Origin of the sequence: Microbacterium sp. 18062 (assembly GCF_902706225.1) — a bacterium.
Classification (GTDB): domain Bacteria; phylum Actinomycetota; class Actinomycetes; order Actinomycetales; family Microbacteriaceae; genus Microbacterium.
Window position 1 is genome coordinate 38,944 of sequence record NZ_CACSKB010000007.1, and the last position, 15,069, is coordinate 54,012.

Below are 15,069 nucleotides of genomic sequence, written 5' to 3' on the forward strand. Positions count from 1 at the left end.
TGACCCAGGATGACGGCGGGTGACGCGGTGTGTCGTGGCGTCCTGGCAGCGTGCGAGCGGCGGAGGCAGGCTCGAAGGGTGACCTCCGCGCCCGCCCCGAGCCCCGTGATCGGCATCGCCGACATCGTGGCCGAGCGCGATCGCGGCCGGACCGTTCGGCTGCTTGACGTGCGGTGGCGGCTCGACCTGCCCGAGGGGCGCCCGGCGTATCTCTCCGGCCACCTGCCGGGCGCCGTCTATGTCGACCTCGAGCAGGAGCTGAGTCGTCCGGGCCATCCGGAGGAGGGGCGCCACCCCCTCCCGACACTCGCCGCGCTCGAGCAGGCGGCACGCCGGTGGGGCGTGGACCGGGGAGACCTGGTCGTCGCCTACGACGACAACGACGGCGTCGCGGCCTCGCGCGCGTGGTGGCTGCTGCGTCGTCGAGGCGTCGACATCCGTGTGCTCGACGGGGGCCTGCGCGCCTGGATCGAGGCGGGACAGCTGCTCGACGGCGGCGACGTGCTCCCCGCGCCCGGGGACGTCGTGCTGCACGACGTCGACCCCGGCACGGCCACGATCGACGACACGGCGCAGGCCCCGCGCAGCGGCGTGCTCATCGACGTGCGCTCACCGCTGCACTACCGCGGGGCGGTGCCGACCCCCGATCCGACCGCGGGGCACATCCCGGGCGCGGTCAACATCCCGACCCTCGCGCACGTCGCCCCCGACGGCACGCTGCGCGACCCGGACCAGGTGCGTCGCACGCTGGCGGATGCAGGCGGCGACCCCTCCGCGCCGATCGTCGTGTACTGCAGCTCGGGGATCGCCGCGACCCACACCGCGCTCGCCCTCGAGCACGCCGGCATCGACGCGCGCGTGTTCCCCGGCTCGTGGAGCCGCTGGTCGCGCACCCGGGGGCGCCCCGTCGCGGTCGGCCCGACCCCCTGGGGCGACGTCTTCGCCCACTGAAGCGAAAGCCTCCCCGGAGAGGGGAGATCTCGCATCCTTCGCTGGTCGTCAGCGACTCAGGCCGCTGATCCGGAAGTCCTCATGCTTCGTCTCGCTGCGCTCGCTCGGCGACCGGCTTCGCCCGGCGACACCCGACCCGGACCCGGAGGACTTCGCCACGCCTCACCCGACGCGAAGGCCCCACCGGCTCACCTGTCGCGACCCGTCGGCCTCGGCGACCGGACGCGACAGGCGAACCGCACGTTCCACCTCACGCACCGCCCCGAAGGAGCACGCAGCACCCTGCAGGCCGACGGAGCAGCCGACTCGAAGCTCGCTCCCGGCATCCGGGCCCTCCGCACTCAGGCGGGCTGCGAGAAGCGCAGCGGCGTGCGCGGCACGTCGAGGTTGGCCCCTCCGTGGTACCGGCGGGCGACGTGTGTCTCGGGCAGGGCCGGCCCGCGGCCGAACAGGCGCTCCCGCAGGGTCGCCGGCTCGCCGTCGCGGATGCGGCCGCGCCGCCGGAGCTCGGGGACCACCAGCTCGGCGAAGTCGCGCGCCGTGTCGAACGAGTGGTACTGGCGCAGGTTGATGCCGTCGATGCCGTCCTCGTCGAGCCACCGGCAGATCTCGTCGGCGACGACCTCGGGCGTGCCCGCCACGAAGTAGCGCTCCTCCCGTCCGCGGCGGAAATCGGCGAGGGTCTCGGCGACCGTGCGGTCGAGGGGGAGCGCGAGCAGATCCGGGTCGAGACCGTCGCGCCGCGCCGCCTCCCGCACGGTGATCCCGCCCGGGTGGGCGAGCAGGTCCAGCGGCACGCTCGCGTGCGCGAGGATGCCGGCGAGACTCGTGCGCTCCTGGTACAGCCGCCACTTGGCGGCGGCCTCGGCCTCGGTGCGCCCGACGACCACGCCCGCCTGCACGAGGAAGCGGATGTCGTCGGCGTCCCGTCCGTTCGCGACCGCGGCGTTGCGCATGGTCGCCGCGTTCCGGCGGAAGTCGTCGGCGGTGCGTCCGCCGGTGAAGACGACCTCGGCGTGACGTCCGGCGAAGGCGGTGCCGGCGGGGGAGCCGGTCGCCTGGAAGAGCACCGGGGTGCGCTGGGGCGTGGGCGCGCACAGGTGCGGGCCGGCGACGCGGAAGCTCTCGCCCACGTGGTGGATGTAGCGCACCTTCGCCGGGTCGGCGTATACCCCGCCCGCCCGGTCCACGCGCACCGCGTCGTCGTCCCAGGATCCCTCCCACAGCTTGTAGACCACGTCGAGGAACTCGTCGGCGATCTCGTAGCGACGGTCGTGGGGGATCTCGTCGGCGAGGCCGAAGTTGCGGGCGGCGTTCGGCAGGTATGACGTCACGATGTTCCAGCCCACGCGCCCGCCGGTGAGCTGATCGAGCGTCGACATGCGCCGTGCGAACGAGAACGGCGGCTCGTAGCTGGTCGAGAAGGTCATCCCGAAGCCGATGCGCCTCGTCACGGCCGCCATCGCCGGAACGACCAGCATCGGGTCGTTCGAGGGGATCTGCAGGCCCTCGGCGACGGCCGTCTCCGGCCCGTCGCGGAACGTGTCGTAGGCGCCCACGACGTCGGCGAGGAACACGCCGTCGAACCCGCCGTCCTCCAGGATGCCGGCGAGCTCCGTCCAGTACGACAGCTCGCCGTAGCGGTGCCGGTTGTTGCCGGGCAGGGTCCACAGGCCGTGCGTGATGTGGCTCACCGTGTTCATCTCGAAGAGGTTGAGGATGAGCTTCTTCGGTTCGGTCATCGGGCTCCTTGCCGGCGCGGGGCGGCGCGCGTCGTGTTCGGTACGGATTCTCCCGCATCCGTCCGGTCGTGCGTCCTTCTGTGCCGTTGAGCGTCCACGACACGCGGGATCCGTGCCCGCCCCGTCGGCGAGTCGTGGACATCCGACGCCAGAGGGGATCACCCGATGCCAGAGGGATGGGGACGGCGCCCGGGGCGGGTGGCACACCGCCTGTGTGGGTCTCCGATGCCGCCATCCGGCGAGGAGATGGTAGGGTCGTCGCGTGCTGACCTGTCGCTGTTGTCGCTGAGTGATCCCGTGCGTGCTCTGCGCGCTCTCTCTCCGACCACCGACAGATGCCGCGGCGGCTGAGCCCCCGGCCACCGAATCAGGACCACATCCATGCGTTACGCCCACAGCGTCGTCGACCTCGTCGGCAACACCCCCCTCGTCCGCCTGAACCACGTGACCGACGGTGTCGCCGCCACGGTGCTGGCGAAGGTCGAGTACCTCAACCCCGGCGGGTCCGCGAAGGACCGCATCGCCACCCGCATCATCGACGCGGCCGAGCGCGACGGACTACTGCGTCCCGGGGGCACGATCGTCGAGCCGACCAGCGGCAACACGGGGGTCGGCCTCGCCCTCGTCGCCCTGCAGCGCGGGTACCGGATGGTGTTCGTGGTGCCCGACAAGTTCGCCGGAGAGAAGGTCGCCGTGCTGCGGGCCTACGGGGCCGAGGTGGTCGTCACGCCGACCTCCGTGCCGCCCGAGGACCCGAACTCGTACTACAGCGTCTCCGATCGCCTCGCGCGGGAGATCCCCGGTGCCTACAAGCCCAACCAGTTCGCCAACCTCAACGGCCCGCGCGGCCACTATGAGACGACCGGCCCCGAGATCTGGCGCGACACCGACGGCCGGGTGACGCATTTCGTCGCCGGCATCGGCACCGGGGGCACCATCAGCGGCTCGGGCCGCTACCTCAAGGAGGTCTCCGCGGGCGCCGTGCGCGTGATCGGCGCCGACCCGATCGGTTCGATCTACGCCGGCGGCCCGTTGCACGGCTACCACGTCGAGGGCGTGGGCGAGGACTTCATGCCCGACACGTTCGACGCCTCCGTCGTCGACGAGTACCAGCGGGTGTCGGATGCCGACTCGTTCGCGATGACCCGCCGCCTCGCCCGCGAGGAGGGACTGCTGGTGGGAGGCTCGAGCGGCATGGCCGTCGTCGCGTCGCTCCGCGTCGCTCGGGACCTCCCCTCCAGCGCCGTCGTCGTCGTCGTGCTGCCCGACCACGGTCGCGGCTACCTCAGCAAGGTCTTCGACGACGCCTGGATGCAGGAACGCGGCTTCGACGTCGCGCCCACCGAGCCGATCGTCGCCGAGGCGAACCCCGACACCGCAGGAGCAGAACGATGACCGACCCGACCGCCGCATCCGCCGCCGCCCGCGGCTTCGCCAGCCTCGCCGTGCACGCCGGACAGCAGTTCGACCCGACCACCGGCGCGGTCATCCCGCCGATCCACCTCTCGTCGACCTATGCCCAGGACGGCATCGGGGGACTGCGGAACGGCTACGAGTACGGCCGCAGCGGCAACCCGACCCGCACGGCGCTGGAGACGCAGATCGCCGCGATCGAGGGGGCGACCCACGGGCTCTCGTTCGCCTCCGGCCTCGCCGCCGAGGACGCCCTGCTGCGCGCGACGCTGAAGCCGGGCGACGAGGTGCTGCTCGGCAACGACGTCTACGGCGGCACCCACCGGCTCATCGCGCGGGTGCTGGGCCCCTGGGGCGTCGGCGTGCGCGTGGTCGACATGAGCGATCTGGATGCGGTCGCCGCCGCTCTCGCGAAGCGTCCGGCCACGATCCTCTGGGTCGAGACGCCCTCGAACCCGCTCTTGAAGATCAGCGACATCGCGGCTCTCGCCTGCCTCGGTCACGATGCGGGCGCGCTCGTCGTCGTCGACAACACGTTCGCCTCGCCCGCGCTGCAGCAGCCGCTCGCGCTCGGCGCCGACGTCGTCGTGCACTCGACCACGAAGTACCTCGGCGGGCACTCCGACGTCGTCGGCGGCGCGATCGTCACGAGCGACGACGCGCTCGCGGAGAAGGTGCGCTTCCTGCAGTTCGCCGCCGGCGCCGTGTCGGGCCCGCTCGACGCCTGGCTCACGACCCGCGGCATCAAGACCCTCGCCATCCGCATGCAGCGGCACAGCGAGAACGCGGATGCGGTCGCCCGCTTCCTCGCCGGTCACGACCGGGTCGCCGAGGTCTACTATCCGGGGCTCGAGTCCCACCCCGGTCACGAGATCGCCGCACGGCAGATGCGCGGCTTCGGGGGCATCGTGTCGCTCGCGCTCGCGGACGGCCCCACCGCCCGGCGCCTCGCCGAGTCGACGAGCCTGTTCACGCTCGCCGAGTCCCTCGGCGGTGTGGAGTCGCTCCTGAACTACCCCGACGAGATGACGCACGCCTCGGTGCGCGGCACCGAGCTCGCGGTCCCGGTCGAGGTGGTCCGGCTCTCGGTCGGCATCGAGGACGCCGACGACCTGATCGCCGATCTCGACGCGGCGCTCGCGTCTCTGTAGCACGCCGCTCGTCCGTCGGCGTGGACGCGTGAGTCGGGATCGTCGTCGGTAACGACGTCAATCGGGGTCGATCCGGCGGTTCATGGCTAGACTCCCACCCTGAGGGTCGTGCCCGAACGCGAGCCGGGGGAGCCGAAGATGGTCGTCGTGCGCGGGGAGAACGCCGCGTCGGGAACCGCATGAGTCCGTTCCGCGCATACGCGGACCTGCGGGGCGTCCGGCCTCGTCAGGTGCTGCGCATGATCGTCGGCGTGTGGTGGGCCGCCGCCACGAGCGGGCGCTTCTTCACGTGGTGGTCGGCTGGGGTCTCCTTCGTCGTCTCCGTCACGATCCTCGGCGCCTATGTCCGCATCGACCGGGTCAGCGAGTACTTCCCCGCCATCGGCGTCTCGGCGATCTCGTGGGTGCTGCTGCTGATCGCGATGCTCCCGGTCGCGTGGGGCGAGCGGCGCCTGCGCAGTGCCACGGCGCGCGGAGTGCTCGTCGTCGCCGCGCTCGTCGCGGTGTCGGTGGTCCGGCCCCTGCTGAACGACAGCATCGGCCAGCTGCTCGTCCCCGGCATCACCGGCGGAGGATGGCCGCAGCGGATCGTCACGAACCTCCTCGTCTGGACGCTGCTGCTCTCGCTCGTGGCGATCGCCACGGTCGGCTACGGGTCGACGCAGGCCGTGAACGTGCGACTGCGCGCCGCGCTGATCTCCCTCGCCGCCGCCGAGCATCGTGCCGAGGCGTTCGACCGAGATGCGCGGGTCGCTCTGCAGACGGCCGTCGACGAGCTGCGGCTGCGGCTGCGGGGGCTGACCTCCTCGCCCCTCGGCTTCGACGATGTGCGCATCTTCTCGGAGGCGGTGCGCGCGGCCAGCCACGACCTGGACGATGTCGCGCACGACCGACTCGGCGACGTCGTCGCGGACGCCCCGGCGGTCGTCGCGTCGCCCGAGCCGGCGCCCCGCCCGTTCCTCACGAGACTGCGTCCGCCGCCGGTCCTCTCGGTCGCGCTCATGTACATCCTGGCGAGCCTGCCCTACACGCTGCAGGCCGCCCCGTTGCCGCTCGTCCTCGTCTCCACGGCGCTCGCGCTCGTCCTGGGATCCGCCGCCGACATCGTCAGTCGCCGCGTCGCCCGGCGTCGCCCCGCCGTGCGCGGAGCGGTGCTGGTCATCGCCTGGATCGTCGTGGGGATCCTCTTCTCGATCGCGGCACACCTCCTGCTGCCGAGCTCGGGAATGATCGCGCTCATCCCGCTGATCGCCTTCCCCGGCGCGGCGGTCGTCACCGCCCTCAGCGCGGATGCGATCCGCCGGTCCATCGTGCAGGCGCGAAAGCTCACCCGCGCGCTGGCCGACGAGGCCGGCGCCCTCTCGACGCGCACGGCGCGGACGCGGGAGCTGTTGCGGGACGCGGCGGACCAGCTCCACGGTCATGTGCAGGGGCGGTGCGTCGTCTTCGCCGCGGCGCTCGACGAGCGCGATGCGACGGCCGAGGAGGCGCGGGAGTTCGGGATCACGATCGAGCGCGCCCTGGACACGGTGCTCGCCCCGCCGCCGCACGTCGTGGAGGCCTCGAACGAGCTCGGCGACACTCTGGCGGTCTGGGCGCACGTGCTCGAGATCACCAGCGTCATCGATCCGCGGACGGAGAGCGCCCTCGCCGACGACGACGTCTCGCGGCGCGTCTCGGACATCGCGAGCGAGGGGTTCCTGAACGCGGTCAAGCATTCCGGGGCGCGTCGGGCGGAGCTCCTGATCGGCCCCGGGGCCAGAGCGGGAAGATCGGTGCTGCGCATCGAGGTCGTCTCGCCCGGTGTGCTCGCGAGCGGTCTGCACACCCACGGGCGCGGCATCGCGAACCTCGGCGGCGACGCCCGCGTCTATCAGCGCGGCGGCGACGTCGTGCTCGACGCGTCGGTCGCCGTGCCGTCGTCCGTCTCGCCGCCGCCCTCGGGCCCGCCGTCGGTCGCAGGCGCGGCGTCCCCGTCATCGGCCTGAGCCGCCACATCTCCGCGGGGCAGTCGCAGCTGTGCGGTGAGTCCCCCCGCGGCGCGCGAGCGGAGCGTGATCGTTCCGCCGTTGCGCTCGGCCAGCTCCACCGAGATCGACAGGCCGAGACCCGCGCCGGGTGTGCTCGCGCGCTCCGCCTCCGGCGCGCGGTAGAACCGGTCGAACGCGTGGGTCAGGGCGTCGCGGGTCATTCCCGGGCCGGTGTCGGCGACGGAGATGATCGTGTGGTCGTCGTCGCTCTCCGCGCGGATGCGGATCGTGCCGCCGGTGGGGGTGAACTTGATGGCGTTCGACACGAGGTTGCCGAGGGAGCGGACGATGTCGGCCGGCACCGCGCACACCGTGCTGCGGTCCGGCGTCGCGACGAGCAGCCTGAGCGCCTTCGCATCGGCGGCGGGCCGCTGGGTGAGCACGACGTCGCGGATCAGCTCGTGCGCGTCGATCGTCCGGACCGTGTCCTCCCCGATCGGCGCGGCGCGCGCGCGGCCGAGTGCCAGCAGGTCCTCGACCAGCTGCGACAGACGGGATCCGTTGCGCACGATCACCGAGACCCACCCGCGCTCCGCCGCGGGGAGTGTCTCGGACTCGCTGAGCAGCTCGGCGTACCCGAGGATGCTGGTGATGGGCGTGCGCAGCTCGTGGCTGGTGGTCGCGACGAAGTCCTCACGCTGCCGCTCGAGGTCGAGTCGGGCCGTGCGCGCGGCGTCGCGCTCCGTCTCGGCGTCGAGGCGGGCCTGCATCATCCGCACGGTGCTCGTCACGTCGATCAGCTGTACGGCGAACCTCTCGTCGTCCTCCGCGATGCGGTTCGCGACGAGGCGGATGGTGGTGCCGTCCCGCTCGTAGACGGTCTCCACGCCGTCGGTCAGTGCGGTGCGTGCGCCGCGCTCGATCTCGCCCGACCAGCGCCCCGCGGCGTCCACCTCCCTCGCCAGCAGGCTGCGAGCGGTGCCGTTCGTCCATGCGACGGTCGATACGCCGCCGTGGTCCTCGGCGATGACGAGGCCGACCGCCGCGTCGACGAAGCCCCCGGTCACGAGCTGCGTGGTGGCCGCGGCCGCGTGCGTCGTCCGGCGCAGGTCGTTGCGGGTCGTGATGAGCAGGATGGTGATGGTCGCGAGCGCCATGAGGAACACGTCGACCAGTCCGGAGATCTCGACGGGCGTGAGGGCGGATGCGGCGAACGGCCCCCCGCCGGCGAGGGTGAGTGCGAGCACGGCGACGCCCATCGCGAGCGACTGGACGAGCGTGATCCTCATCGGGAAGCGGAACGCGGTCCAGGTCACGAGCGTCAGCGGCACGAACGTGAGCGGCAGGTGCGCGCCGGGGCGGAACACGAGGGCGACGCACACCGTGACGAACAGGGTGTGCACGAGCACCTCCATCCGCGAGAACCGCTCGGGGATGCGCGGCGGCAGCACCGCGAACGGCGCGATCAGCAGGATCGCGGCCGCGTGCGAGGCCGCGACGAAGCCGATGGTCGACAGGACGTCGTCCTGCGAGGTCAGTGCGATGGTGGCACCGACGACCAGCGCCATCGCGGCTGCGCCGGCACCGACCGACAGCAGGAAGCGCAGCCCGTCGCGCAGCGTGTCGAGCACGAAGCGGCGTGCGCCGAACGACAGCAGCATCGCGATGAGGGCCGGTTCGACCGTGTTCGCGAGGCCGTATCCGACGACGACCGCGAGCTCGCGGCCGAAGGCCAGGTTCGCCAGGGCTGTGGTCACGAAGACGAGGGCGAGGGCGGCCGGGCGACGCCGGGGCGGGTTCGCCAGCACGAACCACACGGACAGGCCGGCGGCCGGCCACCAGGCCGCGACGCTGCCGCCGGACGGAGTGAACAGGATCCCGCCGAGGGCGAGCCCGCCGATGCCGGCGGCGGCCAGCACCCACACCCACCAGGCGGGCACCCAGGGGCGCGAGTCCTGCCGGCCGAGGCTTGTCAGCGCGGTCGCGGGCTCCATACTGTGAACGTACCGTGTGCGAGCATCGCCCCGTTCCGGCGGGCGTGAGGGATCAGCGGGGGAAGGAGCCGTCATGGCCACGATCCTGGTCGTCGAGGACGACGCGGACGTGGCCGGTCTCATCCAGCTGCGTCTGTCCGCATCCGGGCACGACGTCTCGGTCGCGGTCGACGGCCTCGCCGGAGTCAGCGCGGCCTACGCCGTGCGCCCGGACGTCGTGATCCTCGACTGGATGATGCCGCGGCTGAGCGGGATCCAGGTGTGCGAGCGGCTGCGCGCCGACGGTGCGTTCGACGCCATGAAGATCATCATGCTGACCGCGCGGGCGCGGGAGTCCGACATCGAGCGCGCCTACTCCGCGGGGGTGGACGACTACATGACCAAGCCGTTCTCACCGCGCGAGCTCGGCGCCCGCGTGGAGGCGTTGATCGCCGCGACCCCGTGAGGCGTCCGAGCGGGCCCCGCGAACCGGCATCCGCTCGCGTAGCGTGGGACGGGTGAGTGATCCGGCCGCCCCGCGCATCGTGGTGATGGGCGTCTCGGGCGTCGGCAAGTCGACGGTCGGCGCGGCGCTCGCCGCGCGGCTGGGCATCCCCTTCCTCGACGCCGACGACCTGCACACGCCCGAGGCGGTGGCGAGGATGCGCTCGGGCGAACCCCTCACGGACGACGACCGGATGCCGTGGCTCGCGCGGTGCGGTGCCGTGCTCGCCGCCGCGCCCGAGGGGGCGGTGCTCGCGTGCTCGGCGCTCGCCCGCCGGTATCGCGTCGCCATCCTCTCGGCGGCTCCGGAGGCGGTCTTCGTCGCCCTCGAGACCGACGCCTCCCGCGTCGTGGACCGGGCGACGCACCGGCCCGGCCACTTCATGCCCGCGTCGCTCGTGACCTCTCAGTACGCGACGTACGAGCCGCTCGCCCCGGACGAGCCGGGCGTGGCCGTCGACGCCGGAGACGCCGTCGCCGATGTCATCGCCGCGGCGCTCCGGGCGCTCGGGCGCTGACCTGCACGACCCCCGGGCATCGGGGACGCATGCTCAGAGCCGGGTGTTCAGCGCTCCGGACTCTCGTCGGTGGCGGACGCGATGGGCTCTCCCTGCACCGTGTCGCGATCGCCCTTCTGCCGGTCGCCGCGGGTCTTCAGCAGGCTCGCGACGGTGGCGATCGTGATGGTCACGCCGATGAACAGCAGCGAGAACCAGATCGGGATCTCGGGCACCCATTCCACGTGCTGCCCGCCGTTGACGAAGGGCAGCTCGTTCACGTGCAGGGCGTGGAAGACGAGCTTCACCCCGATGAACGCCAGGATGACGGCGAGGCCCTGCGACAGGTACACGAGACGCTCGAGGAGTCCGCCGATGAGGAAGAACAGCTGGCGCAGACCCATCAGCGCGAACGCGTTCGCGGTGAACACGATATACGCCTCATTGGTGAGGCCGTAGATCGCCGGGATCGAGTCGACGGCGAAGACCAGGTCGATGAACCCGATCGCGACGATCGTGAGCAGCATCGGGGTGACGAAGCGTTTGCCGCCCTTCTTGACGGTCAGCTTGTCCTCGTTGTACTCGTCGGAGACGGGGAGGATGCGGCGCACGAACCCCATGAACCTGCCGTTGGCGGGGTCGGACTCGTGGTTCGAGAACGCCTGACGGTAGGCGAGGAACAGCAGCAGCGCGCCGAAGATGTAGAAGATCCAGGAGAGGTTCTCGATGAGCGTCGCGCCGACCGCGATGAATCCGCCGCGCAGGATCAATGCGATCACGATCCCGATCATCAGCACCTTCTGCTGATACGCCTTCGGCACCGCGAACCCGGTCATCACGATCAGGAACACGAAGAGGTTGTCGATCGAGAGGGCCTTCTCGGTGAGGTATCCGGCGAAGTACTCGCCGCCGTACCTCCAGCCCGAGACCAGGCCGATCCCGACGCCGAACAGCAGGGCCAGCCCGATGTAGAACGCCGACCAGCGCGCGGACTCGCCGACCGTCGGGGCGTGGGGCTTGCGCACGTGCGCGAAGAACTCGTAGACGAAGAACGCGATCGTGACCGCGATCGTGATGAGCCAGATGAGGGGGGTGATCTGCACGGAGGTGCTCCAGAGGGGGTCGGCGTGGACGATGACGCCAAGGTCTCCTCCGCCCCGGAACGGGACCGGCGACCCGGGATGCATCAGTGCATCCGTATTGACGAGCCGACCGCAGACGGGAGTACTCCCCTTGCTGTCGTCCAGGGTACGGCATCCGGACCACTCCTGCGGTCGGAGGCTCCGGATGCCACACGGCCGATAGGCTCCTCGCGTGGAGGAATGGGTGGATGACGCCGCCGCGTCGATCGAGAGGCTGACCGGCTCGCCGATGGCGGGGGCGGTGCCGGGCGCGGTGCGCATCGTGTCGATCACCGAGCCCGCTGGGCGCGGACGCTTTCAACAGGCCTCGCTCGAGGTCGCCGTCGAGGGGCCGGGACTCGAGCCCGCCACCGTTCCCGTCGAGGTCGTGCTCGATCGGCGGCACTGGCCCGCGGCCGGCACGGTCCTCCCGGCCCGTATCGCCCCGTCGGGGGCGATGGAGATCGCCTGGGACGCGCTCGCGCGGTAGACGCGCGGCGAGGGGGTCGGTGCCGGCTCCGCGGCCGGCGCACATGAAGCACGGTGACGGCCGGGCGGCGCTCACGGTCGCCGCGCGATAGCGTCGAAGCGCGGATGCGGCGCCGCGAGCCGGTCCGCACCGTCCGACCCGAACGAAGTGCAGGTGCCATGTCCCACCCCTACGACGCGCGCACGCGCGAGGTGCTCGACCGTCCCGAGAGCCGCAAGTGGAGCCTGCACCCCGGGACGATCGGCGCGTGGGTGGCGGAGATGGACTTCGGCACCGCTCCGGAGGTCTCCGCCGCGCTCCACCGCGCCGTCGACGAGGAGAGCCTCGGCTACCTGTCGCCCGCGCTCGCCGCTCGGATGGCGGACGCCACCGCGTCGTGGCTGGCGCACGACCAGGGCTGGGTCATCGACCCGGATCGGGTGCATCCGGTCGCCGACGTCATGGCCGCGCTCGGCGTGGCCGTCACCGAGTACACGCCGGCCGGTTCCGCCGTGATCGTGCCGACGCCCGCCTACATGCCGTTCCTCACCTACCTGCCGAGCATCGGCCACCCGGTGGTCGAGGTGCCCGGCGTCGTGGTCGAGGGCCGGTGGCGCCACGACCTGGAGGCGATCGAGGCCGCCTTCGTGGCCGGTGCGCGCACGCTCGTGCTCTGCAATCCGCACAACCCCACCGGCACGGTGCTGGAACGGACCGAGCTCGAGGCCGTCGCCGCGATCGTCGAGCGTCACGGCGGCCGGGTGTTCGCCGACGAGATCCATGCGCCGATGCGGTACGACGGTCGCGTGCACGTGCCGTACGCGTCGGTGTCGGAGGTCGCGGCCTCGCACACGATCACCGGCACGAGCGCCTCGAAGGCATGGAACATCCCGGGGCTGAAAGCCGCGCAGCTGATCACCTCGAACCCCATCGACGAGGAGCGCTACCGCCGTTTCGGCTTCGCGGTCGTGCACGGTGCGGCGACCCTCGGCGTCGTGGCGACCATCGCGGCCTACGACGAGGGGCGCGCGTGGCTCGCTGAGACGAACGACTACCTCGACGGGAACCGGCATCTGCTGGCCGAGCTGCTCGCGGCCGGGCTGCCCGAGGCGCGCTACACGCCGCCCGAGGCGACCTACCTCGGGTGGATCGACACGTCGAGGCTCGGCATCGAGGGCTCGCCCGCGGCGTTCTTCCGCGAGCGCGGCGGCATCGCCCTCACCGACGGCTCGCTGTGCGGCGCGGGCTACGAGGGGTTCGTCCGCGTCGTGCTGGCGCTGCCCCGTCCGCTGCTGGTCGAGGCCGTGCGCGGCATGGCCGACGCCGTGCGCTCGCTCGGCTGACGGGTGGGGCGGACGCCCGGCGGACGCGGTCCGGGTCGCGGCCGGCCGCCTCTCAGGCCCCGGCGGCGGACTGCAGCGCCTGCAGGGCGGCGTCGCGTCCGGCCTCCAGATGCGCGCGCATGAGCGTCTCGGCGCGCTCGGCGTCCTGGGCGACCACGGCGTCCGTGATCTCGCGGTGCGCCGCGAGCGACGCCCCCCATGCGTCGCCGGATGCAGGCGGCGCCGGCAGCCCGAACAGCTGGGCGGAGAGCCGGTTCAGCACCGCGACGAGGCTGGGGTTGCGGCAGGCGTCCCAGAGGGCGATGTGCCAGTCGTCCATGAGTCGTACCGGGTCGCCCGCGCCGATCACGGCGGCGGCGTCCTCGAGCAGTCGCTGCAGGACCAGCACGTCGCGCTGAGTGCGCCGGAGGGCCGCCAGTCGGGTGGCCGCGGGTTCGACGATCAGGCACGACTCGTAGACGGCGACGATGTCGTCGATGCCGAACTGCCGCACGCGCAGGCCCCGTGGGGTGCGCTCGAGCAGCTCCTCGTGCTCGAGCCGGGCGAGTGCCTCGCGGATCGGGGTGCGCGAGTGCCCGAGCTCGTTCGAGAGCGTCACCTCGCGCAGCAGCGTGCCCGGCGGGTAGGCGGACTCGAGGATCCTGGCTCGGATGACGTCGTACGGGCGGTGGGCGCCGTCGATCGTGGACGGCGGTGTCGCGGGCATGGGACCTCCTCCTCGCGGGCGCGGGCGCGGGCGATGACGAACTGTGACACAGTTATGTATACAGAAAACTTCTACTGCATACTCTGAACGCGTCACATCGACATAGCACGAGACTAGCGTTCCGGCCGGCTCCCGACCGGCGGACACCATCCAGAAGGCACCATCATGTCCCGTTCCCCTCGCCCGGCGCTCGCCGGCGCCGTCCTGCTGACCGTCGGCGCCCTGGCGCTCACCGCGTGCGCCCCCGCCCCCTCCGACGACCCCACCGGGGGTGCCGGATCGGATCTCCAGAAGGTGACGATCGCGCTCGACTGGACCCCCAACACGAACCACCTCGGCCTCTACGCCGCCGAGGCGGAGGGATACTTCGCCGACGCCGGCCTCGACGTCGAGATCCTGCCCTACGCCTCCGCGCCGACGATCGACCTGGTCGCCAGCGGCGCCGCCGACTTCGGCGTCTCGACCCAGGCGAGCGTTCAGCAGGCCCGCACCGCCGGCACCGACGTCACGGCCGTGTACGCGGTGACGCAGAAGGAGACCGGCGCGCTCGTCACCCTCGACAGCCGCACCGACATCGCCTCGCCGCGCGACCTCGACGGCAAGGTCTACGGCGGATTCGGCATCCCCCTCTACTCGGCGCTGGCCCGTCAGGCGATCATCGCGGACGGCGGCACCGGCGACATCCAGGACGTCACCCTCGCCACCGGCGCCTACGAAGCGCTCACGAGCGGCGCGATCGACGTCACCGCGTCGATCGTCACGTGGGAGAACGTCGCGCAGGAGCTCGCCGGTGAGCCGTACAAGACGTTCTCGTACACGGACTACGGCCTGCCCGCCGAGCAGACGATCCAGGTCGTCTCGAGCGACGCCTACCTCGACGCCGAGCCCGGGACGGCCGCCGCCTTCGTGAAGGCCCTGCAGCGCGGCCACACGTTCGCCGCGGAGAACCCGCAGGCCGCCGCGCAGGAGCTGATCGACGCGAACGGCGACGTGCTCGCCGGCTCCGAGGACCTCGTGTTCTCGAGCGCCCAGCTGCTCGCGGACGGCGGCTACCTCGTCGCCGAGGGGGTCCCGGCCGGCACCAACTCGGCTGAGATCTGGACCGGCTTCGGCGGGTTCCTCGTCGAGAACGGCCTGCTGACCGACGCCGACGGCGAGACGGTGACCGAGGCGGACGCCCCCGACTGGGACGCCTACTTCAGCAACGACCTGCTCGGCTGACGGGCCCG

General features: G+C 72.1%; 13 protein-coding genes. 9 read left to right on the top strand and 4 right to left on the bottom strand.

Going from position 1 to position 15,069, the window contains the following annotated elements; all coding sequences use genetic code 11:
• Positions 1-78 precede the first annotated feature (78 nt).
• Entirely contained in the window at positions 79-951 is an 873-nt protein-coding gene (locus GVL03_RS04255) for a sulfurtransferase (protein WP_235038017.1), read from the top strand.
• A gap of 341 nt (positions 952-1,292) precedes the next feature.
• Here the strand turns inward: GVL03_RS04255 and GVL03_RS04260 are convergent, their stop codons facing one another.
• A complete protein-coding gene (locus tag GVL03_RS04260; protein ID WP_159499748.1) occupies positions 1,293-2,693 on the bottom strand; it encodes an NtaA/DmoA family FMN-dependent monooxygenase in 1,401 nt (466 codons plus the stop codon).
• Between the two features lie 381 nt (positions 2,694-3,074).
• Between GVL03_RS04260 and GVL03_RS04265 the strand changes: the two genes are divergently transcribed.
• The 3 genes from GVL03_RS04265 (at position 3,075) to GVL03_RS04275 (ending at position 7,245) form a co-directional block, all read left to right on the top strand.
• Positions 3,075-4,088 (top strand): pyridoxal-phosphate dependent enzyme, encoded by a 1,014-nt coding sequence (locus GVL03_RS04265; RefSeq protein ID WP_159499749.1) that lies wholly within the window; start codon positions 3,075-3,077, stop codon positions 4,086-4,088.
• Positions 4,085-5,257, top strand: a complete 1,173-nt coding sequence (locus GVL03_RS04270) for a cystathionine gamma-synthase (RefSeq protein ID WP_159499750.1) — start codon at positions 4,085-4,087, stop codon at positions 5,255-5,257. The genes GVL03_RS04265 and GVL03_RS04270 overlap by 4 nt, the downstream gene beginning before the upstream one ends.
• Positions 5,258-5,436: 179 nt before the next feature.
• A complete protein-coding gene (locus tag GVL03_RS04275; RefSeq protein WP_159499751.1) occupies positions 5,437-7,245 on the top strand; it encodes a hypothetical protein in 1,809 nt (602 codons plus the stop codon).
• Here GVL03_RS04275 and GVL03_RS04280 read toward each other — a convergent pair.
• Positions 7,131-9,221, bottom strand: a complete 2,091-nt coding sequence (locus GVL03_RS04280) for an ATP-binding protein (RefSeq protein WP_159499752.1) — start codon at positions 9,219-9,221, stop codon at positions 7,131-7,133. The two genes, GVL03_RS04275 and GVL03_RS04280, sit on opposite strands and share 115 nt — an antisense overlap.
• 73 nt (positions 9,222-9,294) lie before the next feature.
• Here GVL03_RS04280 and GVL03_RS04285 point away from each other — a divergent pair, with 73 nt between their 5' ends.
• Entirely contained in the window at positions 9,295-9,666 is a 372-nt protein-coding gene (locus GVL03_RS04285; protein ID WP_159499753.1) for a response regulator transcription factor, read from the top strand.
• A gap of 52 nt (positions 9,667-9,718) precedes the next feature.
• Positions 9,719-10,222, top strand: a complete 504-nt coding sequence (locus GVL03_RS04290; protein ID WP_235038018.1) for a gluconokinase — start codon at positions 9,719-9,721, stop codon at positions 10,220-10,222.
• A 47-nt stretch (positions 10,223-10,269) separates the two neighbouring features.
• Here the strand turns inward: GVL03_RS04290 and GVL03_RS04295 are convergent, their stop codons facing one another.
• Positions 10,270-11,304: a TerC family protein gene (locus GVL03_RS04295; protein WP_200847060.1), complete on the bottom strand. Its 1,035-nt coding sequence runs from the start codon at positions 11,302-11,304 to the stop codon at positions 10,270-10,272.
• Between the two features lie 211 nt (positions 11,305-11,515).
• On the opposite strand from GVL03_RS04295, the gene GVL03_RS04300 reads away from it, so the two are divergent.
• Complete coding sequence (locus tag GVL03_RS04300) at positions 11,516-11,812, top strand: hypothetical protein (RefSeq protein ID WP_159499755.1); 297 nt, start codon at positions 11,516-11,518, stop codon at positions 11,810-11,812.
• A gap of 158 nt (positions 11,813-11,970) precedes the next feature.
• Positions 11,971-13,134: a MalY/PatB family protein gene (locus GVL03_RS04305; RefSeq protein ID WP_159499756.1), complete on the top strand. Its 1,164-nt coding sequence runs from the start codon at positions 11,971-11,973 to the stop codon at positions 13,132-13,134.
• A gap of 52 nt (positions 13,135-13,186) precedes the next feature.
• Here the strand turns inward: GVL03_RS04305 and GVL03_RS04310 are convergent, their stop codons facing one another.
• The gene (locus GVL03_RS04310; RefSeq protein WP_159499757.1) at positions 13,187-13,840 is read right to left on the bottom strand and encodes a GntR family transcriptional regulator; all 654 of its coding nucleotides are present in this window, start codon (positions 13,838-13,840) and stop codon (positions 13,187-13,189) included.
• 165 nt (positions 13,841-14,005) lie between these two features.
• Between GVL03_RS04310 and GVL03_RS04315 the strand changes: the two genes are divergently transcribed.
• On the top strand, positions 14,006-15,061 hold the full coding sequence (locus tag GVL03_RS04315; protein ID WP_159499758.1) for an ABC transporter substrate-binding protein: 1,056 nt from the start codon (positions 14,006-14,008) through the stop codon (positions 15,059-15,061).
• The last annotated feature ends 8 nt before the right edge of the window (positions 15,062-15,069 follow it).